We start from the raw sequence: 17,937 nt of genomic DNA, 5'->3' as shown, positions 1-17,937 counted from the left end.
GCCCGTACGACTCCGGTCGTACGGGCCTCTTCGCTGTCTCGGCAGGGACTCACTGCATGTTCTGCACGGGTGGATGGTCGTACGACGCCTCGCACACGTAGACCTGGAGGCTGTAGCCGCGCCCGATGGTGATCTGCGTGTCCATCGCCGGTCCGAGGGAGTGGTAGCCGGTGTATCCCGCGTCCTCGACCGGCGCCCAGCTGCCGCTGCCGCCGTCCCACTCGGTGCCGTCGATCGTGAGCAGGGGCCGCACCCCGGCGCCGCACTCGGCGCAGGCCATGGGGAACGGGTCGGAGAAACTCCAGGGCGCGTGTCCCCCGAGCTTCCATCCCGGGGCGACGGCCAGGTCGTACTGGTAGCAGACCTCCGGCTCCTCGTCCTCGCCCTCGGTGCCCTCCTCCCACTCGTGGATCCGGTCCGCCAGTTCCTGAGGCAGCTCGTGCGGGGCCGGGTACTCGGTGACGGTCTCGGGGTGCAGCACACACGGCTCGGGCAGATAGTCGTCGCTGCCGATGACGGCGGGCCGCGGGGGAGCGGCGAGCGCGGTCACGACATCGGCGGCCCGGCGCCAACGCAGCTCGACCCTCGGTGCGTAGTCGTCCTCGGGATGGTCGAAGGCGCACCACAGCACCTGGAGCAGATCGGCGCCCTCGGGCCGGGGCAGCGCCGGCACATCAGCGGCACGTATCTGCGCGACCGGCACCAGCGGCACCGGCCCGTCCAAGGCTGCCCGGTACGGCGTGGTCCCCCGGTCGACCAGCGCGCGCTCCTCCGCGGTCAGCAGGTCGGCGCCCTCGGCGCGCGGCCGGGCCCAGGCCTCGCGCAGGACGCGCCGGCCGGCGTGGACATCGTCCGGCGCCACACCGCGCTGCCAGGGACCCGCATGCTCCGGACAGGTCGGCCACGGCTCCTCGGCCGGCCACAGCAGGGGCCCGCCGACGGAACTGCCGGCTGCGGTGGGCGCACCGGCGCGGGGATGCAGGCGGATGGCGGTGCGGGCGAGCGGGGCCAGTTCGGGGAAGACCGCGGTGATGTCCAGGGGGCGGGGCGGCGTCGTACGGGTCGTCATGGCGGGAGGCTACCGGCCGGGTCTGACAGCACCTCACGGTGCAGGACGCCGAGGGATCCCGACCATCCGGCGGACGGGTGGGTCGGGGGTGGGGACAGCCTCAGTGCGGTGCGGTCAGGGCTCAGTCGCGTGGAGCGAAGAGCAGGTTGCGGGTGTGCGGTGGCCGGGGCTCGTTTCAGGGCACCAGAGCGCCGTCGTGCTCGGCGATCCAGCGGACGTCGTAGCCGAGGGGTTCGAAGTCGGCGACGAGGTCCTTGCGGTCGGCGTCGGCCAAGGCCTCCATCACCAGGGTCGGCCGGTCCCGCTTCAGCACCTGCCGGGCGCCGCGGAGCACCGACATCTCGTGCCCCGGAGGGGGCCGTCCACGGGAGAACGGAATGGGGGACGGCCCGCTCAGCCTTCCGCGTGGGCGAAGAGCTCGGCCGTGGTGGTGGCGGTGGCGGCGCGGGTGAGCCAGGTGGTGAGGGTGTCGTGGTCGTCGCAGGTGGTGATGCGTCGGCGGGCTTCGTCGCTGATGTGGACGCCGCGTCCGGCGAGGACGACGAGGAGGGCTTCGGAGAGGCCGTTGGAGAGGCCTTCGGCGCGCAAGGCCTGGGCCGTCTCGGACTGGAAGATGGAGAGGTCGACGGCCATGAGGTGCCTCCAGAGGTCCGCGGCCGGTGTCTTGCCCAGGCCTTGTTCGGTGAGCTCGATGGAGATGCTCGCGGTGTCTTCGTCGTCGGCCTGCAGGCCCTTCAGGAGAGTTCGCGGTGCTGGAGAAGGCGGTTGTCGACCACCGTGTACCGCGTGGTGAGCCGGACGTTGACGTGGGTCACCCCGTACGAGGGGTTCGCCGCGGGAACGGCTGACCGGGCGCGCGAGGGCGCGCCAGTGTGCTCTGTATCCATCGGGAAGGTTGTGGCTTCCTAGGTGGTCAGGCCCTCGATCGGGATCGCTAGTCCCGGCCGGGGGCCGTCGTCTGTGCGGGGGTGGCCGTCTGCGTGCTCGCACGGTCACCCGGTGTGTCGCGGCGAGCATATGCCGGGCAACCGGCACCGAATTCAGCCCAGTTGGCCATGTTCACTCCGGAGAGTGACAGGCGGCGGCGGGGAGGCGGGTGGGGTTGGGGAGGGGGATTTCCCTGGGGTTTTCAAGTACTTGGCGGCGGGCGTCACCGTCTCGCGGCGGATCGCGTGACGGTCAGTTCGGCCCAGACGGTCTTGCGGGGGCGGGGTCCGAGGGAGACGCCCCAGCGGTCGGCGAGGGCCTCGACGATCACCAGTCCGCGGCCGTTCTCGTCCTCCCCGGAGGGGAGGTGCAGGCGGGGGCCGCGCTCCTCGCAGGTGTCCGTCACCTCGATGCGGACGGTGTTCCCGACGACGTACATCAGCAGCCGGAATCCACGGCCCGCCGTCCGCCCGTGTGTCGCCGCGTTGGCCGCCAGTTCCGCGACGACGTGCGCCGCGTCCTCCGACGGCAGCCCCCACGACCGCAGTTGCTCGGTCGCCAGCAGCCGCGCCAGCCGGGCTCCTCTGCGGGTGGGTGACAGCAGCACGCTGAAGTTGCGGATCGGGCAGTCGAGGGGGGTGGAGATTTCCTGGTTCACATCACTCAGCGTGGCCGCGCGTGCCTACCGTGAACAGTGACGGAGCCGTTGCGTACGGTCACTGTCCGCTGCTTGTCCGGTGCTGTCCGGGCTGTCGGACACGGGCGTACGGGTAGGGCGTCGTCGAGGCACGGTCGTACGGCGGAGGGGTGCGGGATGAGTGTGGACGGCGCGGTGGCGCGGCTCAAGCACGAGGCGGACGAGCCGGGTTGGGAGGTGGATCCCGATGACGACTGGGGTGTCGCGGTCATCGCGACCGTCGGGCGGCAGCTGAAGCTGCGGCGGGAGGCGGTGGGGATGCGGGCCGCCGAGTTCGGGGTGGCGGTCGGGTACGGCGAGGACATGGTCTACAAGATCGAAGGTGGGAAGCGGATTCCCCGGCCGGAGTATCTGGACAAGGCGGACGAGGTGCTGGGGGCGGAAGGGCTGCTCTCGGCGATGAAGGAGGACGTACGGCGGGTCCGGTACCCCAAGAAGGTGCGGGACCTGGCGCAGCTTGAGGCGAGGGCGGTCGAGCTCCAGCTCTACGACCCGCTCAACGTCCACGGCTTGCTGCAGACACCCGAATACGCGCGCGGGCTGCTCCTGATGCGTCGCCCGGCGTACACCGGGGACGAGGTGGAGCGGTTCATCGCCGCGCGGGTGGCCCGCAAGGCCGTCTTCGAGCGGGACCCGGCGCCCGAACTCAGCTTCGTCCTGGAGGAGTGGACGCTGCGGCGTCCGCTCGGCGGGCGGGCGGTGCTCCGTCAGCAGCTGGAACACCTGCTGGAGGCCGCGCAGTTGCGGAACGTCGAGCTTCAGGTGATGCCGATGGACCGTGAGGAGCACGCCGGGGTCGATGGCGGAATCGAGGTGCTGAAGTCCGAGGACGGCTCGGCGGTGGGGCGTTCGCCGGCAGTGGCCAACGGCCGACCGGTGTCCGATGCGAAGCAGCTCCGTATCCTTGAACTGCGGTACGGCATCATCCGGGCGCAGGCGCTCACGCCACGTGAGTCGACGGCCTTCATCGAACAACTGCTGGGGGAGACATGATCCGCAAGACCACGGCCGAGGACGCCTCCGGTCTGACGTGGTTCAAGAGCAGCTACAGCAGCGGCAGCGAAGGCGACTCCTGTGTCGAAGTCGCCACCGGCCCCACCACCGTTCACATCCGCGACTCCAAGAACACCGCGACCCCCTCCCGCGGCCCCCACCTCACCTTCCCGCCCGCCACCTGGACGGCCTTCCTCTCCCACGCGGCCGCCACCGGCGCGTGAGGTACGCCCGCGAGCTGTTCGCGCCGCTCGGGGCGGTCGTGGCCGTGGGCGCGCTGAATGCCACCGGCACCTGGTCGTTCGCCGACGTCTCGGTCGGCGCGTTCCTGGACGGCAGGCGGCGAGAGTGGGACCGCCTCTTCGCCGCCGTCTGCTCGCTCTGCGCCTTCGACCGTGAGGAGGCCCAGGCGACCGCCGACGAGACGGGCTACTTCCGCGACTACGACCTGTCCGCGCCGCTCCTCGTCCTCTGGTCCGCCGGAGTGACGGGGATCGCGGGCCTCCACGACCCGGCGCCGTCGGTCGTGCGCCGCATGTGCCGCATGGCGGCAGACCTCCAACTGACCGAGTTCCTGGACAGGTTGGTGGGAGTGGCCCTCGATGCCGGGGCGGACGCCGCCACGGGCGCACCCCAGGTCACCGAGATCCTCACCGCCGCCTGTGACCTGGCCGACCCGACCGGCAATGTCACCCCGTCCCACGTCCACCGCATGTGGCGAGTCGCCCGCATGCCGTCGACGCTCCGCCCGGACTCACCCACTCCGGACCCGGTCAAGGCGGGGTTCCGGTCGTACGACGGGACGCTGGAGGAACTGCTCGGCGCCGGTCCGCCGGGGCGCGGCTATTCCGCCTTGTTCCCGCCGCCACCCTGCGGTTGCTGCTGACCCTCCGGCCGTACCGCGTCCTTCGCCTTCTTCGCGAGGTCGTCGTCCAGCTTCTTGAACTCGCGGACCACGGTGTCGGACATGTCGGCGAGGGAGTCGATCTGCTTGGTGATGTCCTCGCGGCCGTCGTGCCAGTTGGACTCGAAGTCGTCGAGCGCGTCGTAGACCGTGCCGCTGCCGACGTCGTCCTTGTAGGACTCGAACATCTTCTTGGTGTGGTTGAGGCGTTCCTTGATGGAGCGCAGCTTGCGTCCGTAGTCCTCAAGCTCGCTCAGCGGTATGGCGAGATCGCTCTTGCCGTTGCCCACGTGACCGTCCCCCGTTCGCGCGTCTCGTAGTCTGGGCCGCACCGTATATCAGATCATCGGGGGAGGGGTGGCGTACAGCATGGCCCGCTACATGGAGACGCTCACGATCGAGCGCGGCGGCTTCCGGATCAAGGTGCCGGAGTCGTGGTGGGAGTTCGACGTGCGGCCGGAGTCGCGGGACGACTCGATCCGGCGGATGGTGAACGAGCGCATCGCCCAGCACCCGGAGCTGGCCCAGTACCGGGACACGTACGTCGGCTTCCTGCGCAAGTCCGCGGCCGACGCCTGGAAGTCCGGCGCGATGTACTGCGGCTGCATGGCGGAGAGCTTCGGCGGGGACACCCCGATCACCGGATCGGTCACGGTCTCGCTGGTCGGCGGCCGCACCCGTGAGGGCGCACCGCTCTCCAACGACCCGGCCGCCATCGCCGCCCAGCTCGCCCCCAAGGAGGCCCACGGGGAGGGCGACTCCTGGCGCAAGGTCACGACCGTGGACATCCCCGGCGTCGGCCCGGCAGCGCGCACCTACGGCATCGAGGACATCCCGGTCCCCGAGGACAGCCTGGGCCGCACGATCCGCGCGGTCCTGATGCAGACCTTCATCCCGGTCCCCGGCCAGGAGGGCAAGGTCGCGCTGGTGGCCGGCAGCAGCCAGGTCCTCGACCTCGCCGACTCCTTCTTCGACATCTTCGACGCGATCACGTCGACGTTCCGGTTCGCGGACTGAGCGGACCGGTTCCTTGGACTGGGAGACCGGCGAGGGCCTGCTGAGCCTTGACGACCCCGCGGAGTGGGACGCCGCCCTCGAACGCGGCGAGTCCCGCCTGGGCACGGCGGTGATCGGCCTGGCGTTCCACTGCCCGCTGGAGGAGGTGTCCCCTCGGATCCTGCGGGTGCTGAACCTCCCGGACCAGGGCGAGCGGGGGTACGCCTTCACCGCGGCAGGTACCGCGGCGCGGCTCAACGGCCGGCTGACCCCGGAGCTGTTTGCGGCGCTGCGCGCCGAGAGGCCGGGCGGCCCGGCCGAGGACGCGATCGACGACACGCTCGCCTTCGTGCCGTTCCGGAACCTGCCACTGTGGTTCAAGCGCCGGTGGGTGTACGTGACCGTGCGCGGCACGGTGGAGCACTGGTGGCTCCGCTCCGTGGACGCCATCCAGGACGGCCAGCGGACCTTGCGCGGACGCCGACGGTGAGCCCGTGTCGGCACGGCCGACTCGGCCGTCGGGCTTCACCTCGAACGGCCGTTCCTTGTAAGTTCGCGTGTGCACAGGCTTGTTGACGGGGCGTACGCGACGGGGGTTGCGGGGACATGGCGGGGTACCGACCGGCGGACTGGCATCCACTCGACCTGGACAGGGACCCCACTCCGGGTGACCCGCAGCGCGTCCGCACCCTCGCCCAGCAGCTGCACTCCTTCGCCGACGACGTCTCCGACGCGCTGCGTCTGGTCAAGGGCATGGCCGGTGAGGACACCCTCCTGCAGTGGGCCGGCAAGTCGGCCGAGGTGTTCAAGGAGCAGTTCAAGGACGTTCCGAAGAACCTGAAGAAGCTGAAGAAGTCCTACGAGATGTGCGGGGACGCCCTCGCGGACTACTGGCCGAAGCTGGAGCGGGCGCAGGCGCTGGCCGACAAGGCCCTGGCCAAGGCGAAGGAGGCGCAGTCGGACCTGTCCTCGGCCAAGTCCCGGCTCTCCTCGGCCGATTCCTGGGTCACCCGGGCCACGAAGGAAGCCGACAAGTACAAGGACGATCCCACCGGCAGCAAGTCGGACGCCGACCAGCCGGACGAGGGCAAGGTGCGGGCCGCCACCCGGGACGTGCAGAGCGCCAAGTCCGCGCACACCAAGGCCCAGTCGGACGTCACCACCGCGCAGAGCGCCCTTGACGCCGCGAAGAAGATGGCCGAGGACGCCCGCAAGATGCGTGATGACGCGGCGGGTGAGGCGAAGCGGAAGATCGACGAGGCCTCGGACGCGGGGATCCCGAACCGGCACTGGTGGCAGGACGTCGGGCACTGGTTCGAGGACAACTGGGACACCATCGTCACCGTCTGCAAGGTCGTCGTCGCCGTCGTCGGGATCATCGCGATGATCATCGGCGGGCCGATCCTCGGTGCGATCGTGCTGGTGGCCGCGCTCGTCGTGCTCGCGGACACGCTCTACAAATACTCCAAAGGCCAGGCGTCGCTGTGGGACGTGGCGTTCGCCGCGCTGGACTGCATACCGGGCGGCAAGGGCATCACCAGCCTCGGCAAGATCGCCAAGGGGCTTAAGGAGATGAAGAACCTCCGCGGCGGCATGAAGGCCATGAGCCTCGCCGTCCGCGGGCTGGGCAAGAACGCCCGCGGCATGTTGGAGGACGGTGCCAAGGGTGCCTTCAACCGGCTGAAGACCAAAATCAAGGGGTGTGGTGACCCCGTCGATGTGGCGACGGGCGAGATGTTCCTCACCGAGACGGATGTCTCCCTTCCCGGAACCCTTCCCCTGGCATTCGTCCGGAGGGTCTCGTCGGGATATCGATGCGGCTGGTGGTTCGGTCCCGGTTGGACCTCCACGCTGGACCAGCGCCTGGAGATCGGCGATGGGGAGATCGTCTTTGTCACGGAAGACGGGATGCTGCTGCTCTACCGTGTCGCGGACGCCGAGAGCCGGTCGTGGTTCCCCGTCACCGGACCCAGGCTGTCCCTCGTCCGGGAAGCCGACGGAACCTACCGTGTGGAGGACCCGCACACCGGACTCACCCGCCGCTTCGCACCGCTCGCTGACGGCACGGCACACATCACCGAGATAGCCGACCGCAACACCAACCGCATTACCTTCGAGTACGACACCGCCGGCACGCCACTGGCAATGCGTCACTCGGGCGGGTACCACCTCGCCTTTACGGCCGATGAAGGCCGTGTCACCTCGATGAGCCTGGTCGGTGGGGCTGAGGACGGCTCGGATGTCCTGGTGAGGGGCTACGGGTACACCGACGGCGGTCTCACCGGTGTCGTCGATTCCTCTGGCAGCGCCCTTACATTCGCTTACGACGAGCGTCTGCGCGTCACCTCGTGGACCGACCGGAACGGCAGCCGTTACTCGTACGCCTACGACGACCGTGACCGGTGTGTCGAACAGCGAGGCGAGGCCGGACACCTCGCCGGGACGTTCGCGTACGACAGCGTGGAGCCCGCCTGGCCGGGCTGTCGAATCACCACGTATGTCACCGCGGAAGGCGCGGTGTCCCGCTTCGTCGTCAACGACGACACCCAGGTCGTCGCTGAGATCGATCCTCTCGGGAACACCACCCGTACCGAATACGACCGAGATCATCACCTGCTCTCGCGCACTGACGCGCTCGGGGCCGTGACCCGATACGAGAACAACGCCGTCGGTAAGCCGACGCGGGTTGCGCTGCCTGACGGCGGTGCGATCACGGTGGAGTACGGCACACTCCAACTGCCGGTTCGGGTAGGTCTCCCGGACGGGACGTTCTGGGAGCACAGCTACGACACCCGGGGCAACCGGGTGTCTTCCACCGCCCCCGACGGGAGTCAAACCCGGTTCACGTACGACGACCGTGGGTCATTGGAGTCGGTCACGGACCCGCTCGGTGCCACGACCCATGTGCGGTGTGATCCGGCCGGCCTGCGTGTCGAGACTGTCAGCGCCTTGGGCGATCGTTCAACCCGCACCTACGACGCCTTTGGCCGGCTCAGCGCAGTCACCGATCCGCTGGGGCGGACCACGAGTCTCTGGTGGACGGCCGAGGGCCGGATCTCCCGGGTGGTCGCCCCGGATGGCTCGGAGGAGAGCTGGAGCTACGACGGTGAGGGGAACTGCACCTCTCACACCGCACCGGGCGGTGCGCGGACGACCTTCGAATACGGTCCCTTCGATCTGCTGACGGCACAGACCGTCCCCGACGGCGGCCGGTACGAGTTCGACTATGACGCGTCGCTCCGGCTCACGGATGTGAGCAGCCCGCTGGGTCTGCACTGGAGGTACACGTACGACGCCGCGGGTCGCCTCGTGGCCGAGTCGGACTTCGACGAACAGCGCACGGTGTACGAGCACGATGCCGTCGGCCGGGTAGGCAGGCGGGTGAACCCGGCGGGACAGAGCGTCGACTACGCCTACGACGTCATGGGCCGGCTTGTCGCCAGGACGGTCGGCGGTGAGACGACGACCTACGGGCACGACGCGATGGGCCGACTCGTCCGAGCCGCGGGCCCGGACTGCGATCTCCGGTTCGAGCGTGACCGTGCCGGGCGGACCGTCGTCGAGCGAGTCGACGGGCGGGCGCTGGTCTCCGCGTACGACGCCTCGGGGCGCCGCGTCGAGCGCGGCACGCCGTCCGGAGCGCGGGCACGGTACAGCTACGACGCCGTCGGACGCACGATCGGCCTGGACAGCTCCGGGCACGTCATCGAGTTCGCGAACGACGCGGCAGGCCAGGAGATCAGCCGCCTGATCGACGGCTCCCTGCGTTTCAGCCAGTCATGGGGCGCGAACGGACGGCCCTCCCAACAGCGATGGGACGTGGGAGATCGGCTGGTCCAGAGCCGCAGCTACGCCTACGGACCGGACGGCCATCTCACGGGGATCACGGACGCGCTGGACGGCCCGGTCGCACTGGACATCGACGTCATGGGGCGGGTACGCGGCATCCAGGCCGGGGACCGCAGGGAGAGCTACGTCTATGACGTGGCCGGGCACATCGCCTCCGCCACCTGGGCCGGATACCCGGGAGCCGAAGGAGCGACGGGCGACCGGGCCTACACCGGAACCCGTCTGCACCGGGCAGGCGCCACCCGCTACGTCTATGACGTGGCCGGACGTGTGGTCGAGCGCCGTAGGACCAGGCTGTCCCGGAAACCCGACATATGGCGGTACTCGTGGGATGCCGAAGACCGCCTCACCTCCGTGGTGACCCCGGACGGCACCGTCTGGCGCTACCTCTACGACCCCCTCGGCCGGCGAACGGCCAAGGAACGCCTCGGCGACGACGGCCGTACGGTCGTGGAGCGCACGGACTTCACCTGGGACGGGGCCACCCTCGCCGAGCAGACCACCCACGGCCCGGCGATACCGCGCCCGGTCACCCTCACCTGGGACCACGACGGCCCACGCCCCCTCACGCAGACCGAGCGGCTGACCGACCCGGCGACCCAGGAGGAGATCGACTCCCGGTTCTTCGCGATCGTCACCGACCTGGTCGGAACGCCCACCGAACTCGTCGATCCCCAGGGTTCGGTGGCCTGGCGCGCACGGCGGACGACATGGGGCGCGACCTTTGCTCCGAGAGGGTGCGAGGCTTACACACCGCTGCGTTTTCCCGGGCAGTACCAGGACTTTGAGTCCGGTCTGCACTACAACTTCCACCGGTACTACGATCCGGAGACCGCGCGATACACATCGCTCGACCCGCTCGGCCTGGCACCTGCTCCGAACCCCTATGGGTACGTCACCAATCCATGGCGGCAGATCGACCCGCTGGGCCTCATGTCATGCGAAGAGGAAACCGTCGTCCTCTACCATGGCTCGAAAAACTGGACCGGTGACAAATTCTCGCTGGGCAGTTCGGGAGATTTGCAGCGCCAGTACACGCCGGACACCGGCGTGTACTTGACGGATGATTTCAGCAGGGCAGCCACTCAGTATGCTGGTCCCGAAGGGGTGGTTGTGCGAACCGAGGTACCCAAGTCATTCGCCGAATCGGTCTTGCGGGAGCACAGTGGGCCCGCCGGAAAGCAGCCTGAGTATTTCGTGAACACTCCGGAGGGGCTGGATATCCTGAATGCGGGTTCCCCACGGGCCCTCCCGCAAAGGGATGCGGTAATCCAGCATATGATGGGTCAATTCTAGAATGGGGCGAGTGATTTTGACAGGACGAGCATTCCCGGTTCCCGAGAGTGTGCTCGCTCGTGAGGTGTTCGGGCCGCTCGGTGGGGTGGTGGAGGTCGGTGCGGTGAACTCCACGGGCAGCTGGGCTCTTTCGGATGTCTCGATGGCCGACTTCCTGGATCACAACGGTGACCGGGTGCTGGCCCTTCTCGAAGGCGTCAGAGCGGTCTGCGGATTCGGTGACGAGACCATGGCCATCGCGGACGAACTGGGCTACTTCCGCGACCACGAGGTGTCCGCGCCGTCGCTGCTTCTGTGGTCGGCGGGTGTCACCGGCGTCCCGCAGCCACTGGAGAGGCTGGAGGAACCGGCCATCGTGCGGCGCATGTGTCGTATGGCGGCGGACCTGCAGCTCGTCAACGTTCTCCAGGCCCTGGTGAACGCGGCCGTCGCGGCCGGTACGGACGCCGAACCCGGTGCCCGGCGCATCGCCCAACTCCTGAGCACTGCCACCGATTTGGTGGATCCGACCGGTGCGCGCACGCCTGAACTGGTCCATCGCATGTGGCGCGTCGGTCATCTCCCGGGCATTCTCCACCCCCAGTCCGGCGCGCCTGAAGCCGGGAAGGAGGGTTACCGGGCCTACGACCAGGAACTGGAGCGCTTGCTGGAGTCCGTCTGACCGGCACGGCCCGGACAGCCGAGGCCTCTCGGGTGCCGTCGTGCACGGCACGGAGTCGGAGTCCAGTGAGAGGCGGCTGACCCGTCTCACGGAGTTGCCCGGCCACCTGGACGTCCAGGCGGCCGGTGACCCGGGGGTCACGCGGCTGTGCTGACGCCCAGACCCGCCTCACGGCACTCACGGCAGTAGGAGCCGGGTGCGGGTGTGCGGATCGCGCGCTCGCAGCCCTCGCAGCGGGCATGCGGTCGTGCTGGTGGGTGAGCCCGCGCAGTCCCTCGTCCATTTTTCCCGGACGCGGTGCAGCTCCCCGTCAGCCTTGATGCATTGCCTGACCCTCCCTTCAGGGACCCTGGTGCTCCTGGGTCCCAGGAAGCCCGGTCGATGGCGGTCGAGGAGACCTTGGCTGGGGCAGGTATGCGGTCGAGGAGTCGGGTCAGCTCATCCTGCTCCTGCCTGGAGAGGGCAAGCAGTTCCTCGGCAATACGCAGAACGCCCCCAGTTCGTGGGCCAGCAGGGACCGCAGAAAGGCGAAGGTCGTCCTACGTGCCCGGGTGTACTTCGGCAGGTGCCGGACGACGGCGGTGGCCACGGCGCCGATGGTTTCCCGTGCGTCTCACTCATGCGTGGCGGCGGGATTTCCCGCGTACGGGTGGGTTCCATCCTGCCGCTCCACCGGCGGACTGTTCATGCTGCCGCTCGTTTCACCCGGGAGCGGAAGTAGGCCCTCAGATGTTCGTCGGCCGAGGCGATGACATTGGCTGATACACCACTGGGGCCCACTCGGCGAAGGCGAGTTCATCGGTGTCGAGTTCGTCGAAGCCGGACCAGCGCGCGAGAGTAAGAACTCTGGACGCGCGATACCGGCAGGACACGGGCGACAACAATTCATACCGATGGAGGCTGGGCCCGACGGCCCACAACCGGCCCCGGACCCCCCCGGAAGGAACCATGGATCTGCAGTCCACCGTCACCGCGTTCCCGCGAGCCACGCCGATCGACGGCCTGGAACGCGCCTGGACGTGGCGTCTGAACCCGGTGCTGAACTTCGCGGGGGCGCTGACCGGCGACGGCACCCGGCTTCTCCAGATGAACCAGGTCCGCCGGCACGACGACGCGCTGGCGGCCGCGGTCCTTGCCTTCGCCCGCGCGCACGAGTCGGAGCTGATCGCGCAGGGGCGCTTCCTGACCTTCGTCGGCGGCTTCGAAGCGCCCGGGTACGCCTTCGACGCCGTCGCGGCCACCGTTCCCGAGGTGCACGGTCACCACCGGGTCCAGAACCCCGACCTCACGCCCGTGACCACCATCGTCTTTCCCGCGTACCGGTGCGAGTTCTCCGGGCGGGAGACGCTGGAGGAGGCGGATGCCAGGTATCACAAGATGCTGCCCACCGCGGACATCGGCCGTGGACCCCTGCCGTTCCTGAAGATGCGCTTCGACAACCCGCGTACCGGGGGAGGCAGCAACAACCCGGGGTGGGCCCTGGCCCGGCCCGAGGTCCTGCTGGCCGAGATCCCGGAGCTGAGGGACGCTCCCGGCGGGTTCGTGGAGTACGAGAACCGCGCCGGTGACGTACGGCGCGTGCAGTGGGACCGCAACGGTACGTGGGTGCTCTCGGACGCGTCCGGGAGCCGGGAACTGGGGCTCGACGAACTTCTGCCCCTGGTGGAGGAGAGTCTGAGCTGACCGGCACGATGACACCGACGCGCCCGTCCAACTCGTCGTCGTGCTGCGCCAGGACGCCTCGGATGCCGACGACGAGGACGAGGAGGACGGTGAGGACGACGACTGGTCGTGACGGGCACTGCCCGGTCGCGTCCGGCGCAGAGCGTCAGCGCAAGGTCGGTACCCCGCCCCCCTCGGTCCGTGTCAGCGTGACCGCGGTCAGACCGCGCAGCCGGCGTTCCGCGAGAGCCGCGAGATGGTCGGCGGCCGGCGGGGCGGAGCCCAGGCCGATGGCGTAGCGGACCGGGTTCGCGGTGAAGGGGCGGGGCCAGGCGTGGCAGTCGGGGACCGATGCCGAGAGGTCGGTGAGGAGGGCCCGCATCCTGCCCCGCACCCGGCCCTCGTCCGCGTCCGGGCTCACCGTCAGGACCGCCCAGGCCGCGTGGCGGCGGTGCAGCGGGGGCGGGGCGAGGAGTTCGGCCCGGGGGTAGGGGTCCGTGGTTCCTTCCAGCAACTCCCAGGCGCGGAAAAGCTCCTGGGCCACCAGGTCACGCATGCCCGCCGTCACCTGGTCGGTGCAGGGGCGTACGGGGGTGGAGGGGGTCGTGACGGTGAGGGGGAGGAGGGGCCGGGCCGGATCGGGTGTCAGGGCCACCGGTTCCCGCCAGTCCCAGGCCGCCCACGTCGCGAAGAAGTGCCGTAGGAGATCGCCCGGCGCGAGGTCGCCGGCCTCGGCCGTGGTGCGGGCGGCCAGGACGGACCAGGCCAGGCCCGGCAGGCCTCCGAACGGCGCCGAGTCCAGGCCCCGGGCCTTCGCCCATGCCTTGACCTGCGTGGCCAGCCGGGCGAAGGCAGGCCCGTGCCCGCCCACCGAGGCCACTACCGCGTCGGCGTCGCTCACCGCGCTGAGTGCGATCGCGGCCTCCTCGCCCAGCTCGGTCCGGCGGGAGACCGCCTCCGCGGGGTCCGTCGAACCCGCGGTGACCACGACCAGGTCCACGTCCAGCCCGTCGACCCGCAACCGCAGACCGGGTACGCGGGCCCCGACCACCTCCCGCACGTCCGTCGCCTCGGGGAGCGCCGCCGCCACCCGTGCCTGTACGGGGGGGAGTCCGACCGCGCCGGGCAGCACCGCGACCAGGTCCAGGTCCGCACCGGGCAGGGCGCAGCCCATCCGCCGGGAGCCGACGACATGGACGACACCGTCGGAGAACGCCTTCTCGAGGCGGTGGGTGGTCTCCTCGGCCACCCGCGCCGCCACGTCCTGCGCCGCGTCTCGCGCGGCCTCCTCCGTCCACCGCACCTCGCCCGTCCCCAGCGTGACCGTGGCCCGCACCCGCATCGGTTCGTCCCCGCGCCGCGAGAGCAGTGCCAGCTCGCCGACCCTGACCGGCATCGGGGCGAGCCGGGTCGCGCAGGCGGTGGCCAGCGTGTTCGGGTCGGTGGTGCGGCCCAGGGTCAGGTGAGGGGTGAAGCCCGGGTGGCGGCCGCCGCAGCGGGGGAAGTGGCGCAGGAGCGTGCGGTGCAGGTCGGCCCAGGGCTCCTCACCCGCGGCCGCCGGGTCGAGCCAGACCGTCGCGTCGTCCCGGTGGCCGAACCACTGCACCCCCTCCAACCGGGCGTCGAAATCAGAGGTGGTGGCCGTCGCGAGCACTGCCGCCGCCCGCTCGAAAGTGTGTTCCGGTACGAATCCGAAGAGCAGGTTCACATGCGGGGGCCAGCGGTGGACCTGCGGGTCGTGGACCCGGCGGATCTCCTGCAGCGGGGCCCACAGCTCTTCGGGCGGGAGCCACGCCAGCGCCGTCCGCGGTGTCGGTTCCTCGGCGAGGCAATCCAGGGCGCCCGCCTCCGGAGCGCCCACCGCCAGCTCGGCCAGGACACCGTAGTGGTCGGAGATGTACGTCCCGTCCGCCGACGGCACGTCACCGCACAGTTCGGCGCGCCGTGCCCGCAGCCCCTCGCCGCGCAGCAGCACCCGGTCCAGCCGTGAGGCCCGGCCCGTCAGCGACGAGATCGCGGCCAGCGGATTGCTGCCCGGGTCGAAGGTCGGGGTCGTGTCGTCGGCGCCGTGCACCTCGCTCCACGCGTCCCGCAGGCCCAGCGCCAGCTGCGGTGTGCCGCCGCCGTCGTTGAAGTCGCCCAGCAGGAGCAGATCGGCGTCCACGCCCGCCAGGCCCTCGGCGACGCGGGTGAGTTCCGCCTCCCGCCGGTCGGCGCCGTTCTCCGAGTGGTCGCTGCTCAGATGCGTCGCCGCGATGACCACGGGCCGTCCGCCCGCCTCCACGACGAGGGCGGCCACCGCCTTGTGCGGGCCCAGTTCGTGGTGCGCGGCCTCGATGACGGGGAGCCGGCTCAGGAGCAGCAGACCGCACGTGTCGACGTCCCGCCCTCGCGGGTCCGTGCCCAGGGTCCAGCCCGCCCGCGCCCACTCCTCGCCCAGCAGCAGGGTGAGGAGTTCCGCCTCGACCTCCTGCAACGCGATCACGTCCACGTCCGCGTCGCGCAGGGCCCGCAGCAGCAGGGGCCTGCGCCGGGCGCTGTCGATACGGTCGCCGTCGTACCGGTCCCAGAGCGTGTTCCAGGTCAGGACCCGCACATCCCCGGCCGCCCGCGCACCCCCTGCGGCCGCCCGCGCACCCCCGGCCGCCCGCGCACCCCCGGCTGCCCAGCCACCGCCCGGCGCGTTCCCGCGTAGCGAGGGCGCGGGCACCCAGTCCGCGCCGTCCCACGCGTACGGCGTGCGGGCCGTGAAGAACGGCGCCCGCAGCAGCCGGGCCGCGCGAACCCGCCCCGCCTGAGTCGCGTCGATCCGGTCCACCCCCGTGGCCCGGTCCCACACCACCTCGCCGTCGGCCTCGATGAACAGCACCCGGTGCCAGGGGATCTCGCCCCCGGGCACGAACGCGGGCAGCGGGACACGTTTGGGCGCGGCGCCGCGCTGAAGGACGCCGAGCACGAAGCGGGCCGGGTCGAAACGCGCGTCCCAGCGCACCCGGTGATAGATCTCCTCGCTCGTACGCACGCGTCACACCTCTTCCTCGACGGTCCCGGCCGCCCCGATGTACCAGGTGCGGTGAGCGTCGCCGGGATACGGCGGAACGAAGCGCCGCAGCTGGCCGGTGAGCACGTCGGGCGGCACGGGGTGCTCGCGGCGGGCGTTGCGCCGTACCAGCTCGTCCTCGTCCACCAGGACCACGGCGTGCGTGATCAGCGCGTCACGGCGGTGGGCGATCCCGTGCACCAGCGACCGTTGCTGCTTGGTGAGGGACGTGGCGTCCCACACCGCGGTCCCGCCGCCGGCCAGGGCCCGGTCCAGCCGGGCGAGTCCCTCGCGGAGGACCTCGCCGTTGGCCCGCTGGTCGGCGCGCGAGCCACGCGCCTCGCGCAGGTCGTCCAGGGAGACGTACGCGTCCACACCCGTGAGTCCCCGTGCGAAGGTGCTCTTGCCGCTGCCGGCCGGGCCGACCGTCTGGATCAGCTTCGGGAACGCGCCGGACCGCCAGCGCCAGGTCGCGGCGACGGCCTCGTCGGCGCTGCCGATCCGCCCCAGCGCGTACGCCTCCCGGGCCTCGGCCCGGCACCGGGCGGCCGTGTCGGCCGGCAGCCCGGCGAACGCCTCCCACAGCCCGAGACTCCGCACGTCCTCGGCGTGCAGCGCCGACCACTCCACCTGCTCGCGCGCCGCGTCCGTGTGCGCGGTGGCCCAGGCGACCGCATGCAGCAGGCCCAGGTCGGCGGCGTACGACAGGCGCACCAGGCCGGCCCGTCGGTCCTCGTCCGGATACGGCCGGTGCAGGGCCGGGTGCAGCCCCACGAGGTCGGCGACCCGGCGGGCGAGCGGTATGCCCGCCACCGTGGCGAGCCGCGCCGCCAGCCGTCCCCGCCGCACTCCGTGCAGCAGCGCGGCCAGGACGCCGGCCAGCAGGTCGTCCCCGGACCGGCCCGCCGGATCGAGGCGGCCGACGGCCCCTGCGTCCCCCTCGCCGGGCAGCCCCACGGCCTCCTCCAGCGCGCGCACGTCGACGGGCGCTCCCGATCGCACCGCCCACAGGGGCGCCCCGGCCCCGAGCCCGTTCTCGACGACGGCCGCGTGCATCCAGTGCGTGTCCGTCCGCACATGTCCCGCCCGCACCCACTTGGCCACCCGCTCCCCGAACTCCTGCGCGCCGAACCCGTCCGCGACCCGGACGACGTATCCCTCCTGCCGTTCGGGATCCAGCCGCAGAGCGCGCAGCGCCCGCTCGTCGAAGACGCCTCGCCACAGCACCCGGGGAACGGGAACGCCGAGTCCGCGCAGGAAGGCCACCGTCCGGTCCCAGTCCAGGCAGCGGCCCTCCGCGTCCCACACCGAGAAGCCGTAGAAGTAGCTCTCCAGGTCGACGTAAGCGATCGAGTGCCGGGCGAACATGTTCTCCCCGCACACCCGCCACCCCTCCGGGACGGCGTGGCCGATCCGGGCCTGGAGTGCCTTGACCCAGGTACGGGAGGGGTGAGGGGCCGAGTCCAGCGAACGGGCGTGCAGGCCGTCGGCGTAAAGTGTGGTGTTCTCGCCGTCGAGCTTCTCGGTCACGACGACCTCGCGACCGCGCAGACCGGACAGGTCGGTGATCCGGAGGTCATCGGCGGTCGCTCCGGGCGACCAGGGCAGATGCCGGGTCCGTGGATAGTGCGTACGCATGGTGAACGTCCCCCGTGACAGCCGTTGTGCCTGCTCAGCGTAGGGGCGCCGGGTTGTGGCGGGCGAGCGGATTACGGTGCGGCCGAGCCTGGCCGAGCACCTCGGGAACGCCGCTGGGGAGGGCCCGGGTTTGACCTGCGTCACTCCGGGGGTAAGCTCCCCGGCCCGATTGGCCAGCCCGCCGCCCTCTGTGGCAGACTGTCGG

Annotated in this window: 16 protein-coding genes; 8 read left to right on the top strand and 8 right to left on the bottom strand. The window is 70.8% G+C overall.

Annotated elements, in window-relative coordinates:
• Nucleotides 1-49: 49 nt before the first annotated feature.
• From ACZ63F_RS16530 to ACZ63F_RS16510, 5 genes are all read right to left on the bottom strand, one after another.
• Nucleotides 50-1,069, bottom strand: coding sequence for a hypothetical protein (locus ACZ63F_RS16530; protein ID WP_469711742.1), 1,020 nt, complete (start codon nucleotides 1,067-1,069; stop codon nucleotides 50-52).
• A 175-nt stretch (nucleotides 1,070-1,244) separates the two neighbouring features.
• Complete coding sequence (locus ACZ63F_RS16525) at nucleotides 1,245-1,409, bottom strand: hypothetical protein (protein WP_469711741.1); 165 nt, start codon at nucleotides 1,407-1,409, stop codon at nucleotides 1,245-1,247.
• Between the two features lie 53 nt (nucleotides 1,410-1,462).
• Nucleotides 1,463-1,702, bottom strand: coding sequence for a hypothetical protein (locus ACZ63F_RS16520; protein WP_469711739.1), 240 nt, complete (start codon nucleotides 1,700-1,702; stop codon nucleotides 1,463-1,465).
• 101 nt (nucleotides 1,703-1,803) lie between these two features.
• Nucleotides 1,804-1,956 carry a hypothetical protein gene (locus ACZ63F_RS16515; protein ID WP_469711738.1) on the bottom strand — a complete coding sequence of 51 codons (153 nt, stop codon included), beginning with the start codon at nucleotides 1,954-1,956 and terminating at the stop codon, nucleotides 1,804-1,806.
• 263 nt (nucleotides 1,957-2,219) lie between these two features.
• Nucleotides 2,220-2,654 carry an ATP-binding protein gene (locus tag ACZ63F_RS16510; RefSeq protein ID WP_469711736.1) on the bottom strand — a complete coding sequence of 145 codons (435 nt, stop codon included), beginning with the start codon at nucleotides 2,652-2,654 and terminating at the stop codon, nucleotides 2,220-2,222.
• 156 nt (nucleotides 2,655-2,810) lie between these two features.
• Between ACZ63F_RS16510 and ACZ63F_RS16505 the strand changes: the two genes are divergently transcribed.
• The 3 genes from ACZ63F_RS16505 to ACZ63F_RS16495 are packed head-to-tail and all read left to right on the top strand — an operon-like array spanning nucleotide 2,811 to nucleotide 4,572.
• Entirely contained in the window at nucleotides 2,811-3,686 is an 876-nt protein-coding gene (locus ACZ63F_RS16505) for a helix-turn-helix domain-containing protein (RefSeq protein ID WP_469711734.1), read from the top strand.
• Nucleotides 3,683-3,910 carry a DUF397 domain-containing protein gene (locus ACZ63F_RS16500; protein ID WP_469711733.1) on the top strand — a complete coding sequence of 76 codons (228 nt, stop codon included), beginning with the start codon at nucleotides 3,683-3,685 and terminating at the stop codon, nucleotides 3,908-3,910. The genes ACZ63F_RS16505 and ACZ63F_RS16500 overlap by 4 nt, the downstream gene beginning before the upstream one ends.
• The gene (locus ACZ63F_RS16495) at nucleotides 3,907-4,572 is read left to right on the top strand and encodes a hypothetical protein (RefSeq protein WP_469711732.1); all 666 of its coding nucleotides are present in this window, start codon (nucleotides 3,907-3,909) and stop codon (nucleotides 4,570-4,572) included. The genes ACZ63F_RS16500 and ACZ63F_RS16495 overlap by 4 nt, the downstream gene beginning before the upstream one ends.
• Here the strand turns inward: ACZ63F_RS16495 and ACZ63F_RS16490 are convergent.
• A complete protein-coding gene (locus ACZ63F_RS16490; protein ID WP_352359661.1) occupies nucleotides 4,530-4,880 on the bottom strand; it encodes a hypothetical protein in 351 nt (116 codons plus the stop codon). The two genes, ACZ63F_RS16495 and ACZ63F_RS16490, sit on opposite strands and share 43 nt — an antisense overlap.
• Before the next feature lie 79 nt (nucleotides 4,881-4,959).
• Between ACZ63F_RS16490 and ACZ63F_RS16485 the strand changes: the two genes are divergently transcribed.
• From ACZ63F_RS16485 to ACZ63F_RS16465, 5 genes are all read left to right on the top strand, one after another.
• Entirely contained in the window at nucleotides 4,960-5,607 is a 648-nt protein-coding gene (locus ACZ63F_RS16485; protein ID WP_469712044.1) for a hypothetical protein, read from the top strand.
• 13 nt (nucleotides 5,608-5,620) lie between these two features.
• The gene (locus ACZ63F_RS16480) at nucleotides 5,621-6,076 is read left to right on the top strand and encodes a hypothetical protein (protein ID WP_469711731.1); all 456 of its coding nucleotides are present in this window, start codon (nucleotides 5,621-5,623) and stop codon (nucleotides 6,074-6,076) included.
• Between the two features lie 116 nt (nucleotides 6,077-6,192).
• Nucleotides 6,193-10,731 carry a DUF6531 domain-containing protein gene (locus ACZ63F_RS16475; RefSeq protein ID WP_469711730.1) on the top strand — a complete coding sequence of 1,513 codons (4,539 nt, stop codon included), beginning with the start codon at nucleotides 6,193-6,195 and terminating at the stop codon, nucleotides 10,729-10,731.
• A 64-nt stretch (nucleotides 10,732-10,795) separates the two neighbouring features.
• Nucleotides 10,796-11,392, top strand: a complete 597-nt coding sequence (locus ACZ63F_RS16470; RefSeq protein ID WP_469711729.1) for a hypothetical protein — start codon at nucleotides 10,796-10,798, stop codon at nucleotides 11,390-11,392.
• 948 nt (nucleotides 11,393-12,340) lie between these two features.
• Nucleotides 12,341-13,075: a hypothetical protein gene (locus tag ACZ63F_RS16465; RefSeq protein ID WP_469711728.1), complete on the top strand. Its 735-nt coding sequence runs from the start codon at nucleotides 12,341-12,343 to the stop codon at nucleotides 13,073-13,075.
• A 145-nt stretch (nucleotides 13,076-13,220) separates the two neighbouring features.
• Here the strand turns inward: ACZ63F_RS16465 and ACZ63F_RS16460 are convergent, their stop codons facing one another.
• Nucleotides 13,221-16,076: a poly(A) polymerase gene (locus ACZ63F_RS16460; RefSeq protein WP_469711727.1), complete on the bottom strand. Its 2,856-nt coding sequence runs from the start codon at nucleotides 16,074-16,076 to the stop codon at nucleotides 13,221-13,223.
• A gap of 3 nt (nucleotides 16,077-16,079) precedes the next feature.
• Nucleotides 16,080-17,732, bottom strand: coding sequence for an RNA ligase family protein (locus tag ACZ63F_RS16455; RefSeq protein ID WP_469711725.1), 1,653 nt, complete (start codon nucleotides 17,730-17,732; stop codon nucleotides 16,080-16,082).
• Nucleotides 17,733-17,937 lie beyond the last annotated feature (205 nt).

The sequence above is a fragment of the Streptomyces sp. NPDC104761 genome (assembly GCF_055583445.1).
This window is presented reverse-complemented; position numbering and strand designations above follow the sequence as displayed.

Excerpts from the sequence above, each read along its gene's own strand:
- ACZ63F_RS16475 (WP_469711730.1), top strand. The coding sequence starts at position 6,193 with ATGGCGGGGTACCGACCGGCGGACTGGCATCCACTCGACCTGGACAGG.
- ACZ63F_RS16500 (WP_469711733.1), top strand. The coding sequence starts at position 3,683 with ATGATCCGCAAGACCACGGCCGAGGACGCCTCCGGTCTGACGTGGTTC.
- ACZ63F_RS16530 (WP_469711742.1), bottom strand. The coding sequence starts at position 1,069 with ATGACGACCCGTACGACGCCGCCCCGCCCCCTGGACATCACCGCGGTC.
- ACZ63F_RS16515 (WP_469711738.1), bottom strand. The coding sequence starts at position 1,956 with ATGGATACAGAGCACACTGGCGCGCCCTCGCGCGCCCGGTCAGCCGTT.
- ACZ63F_RS16485 (WP_469712044.1), top strand. The coding sequence starts at position 4,960 with ATGGCCCGCTACATGGAGACGCTCACGATCGAGCGCGGCGGCTTCCGG.
- ACZ63F_RS16465 (WP_469711728.1), top strand. The coding sequence starts at position 12,341 with ATGGATCTGCAGTCCACCGTCACCGCGTTCCCGCGAGCCACGCCGATC.
- ACZ63F_RS16520 (WP_469711739.1), bottom strand. The coding sequence starts at position 1,702 with ATGGCCGTCGACCTCTCCATCTTCCAGTCCGAGACGGCCCAGGCCTTG.
- ACZ63F_RS16505 (WP_469711734.1), top strand. The coding sequence starts at position 2,811 with ATGAGTGTGGACGGCGCGGTGGCGCGGCTCAAGCACGAGGCGGACGAG.
- ACZ63F_RS16525 (WP_469711741.1), bottom strand. The coding sequence starts at position 1,409 with ATGTCGGTGCTCCGCGGCGCCCGGCAGGTGCTGAAGCGGGACCGGCCG.
- ACZ63F_RS16455 (WP_469711725.1), bottom strand. The coding sequence starts at position 17,732 with ATGCGTACGCACTATCCACGGACCCGGCATCTGCCCTGGTCGCCCGGA.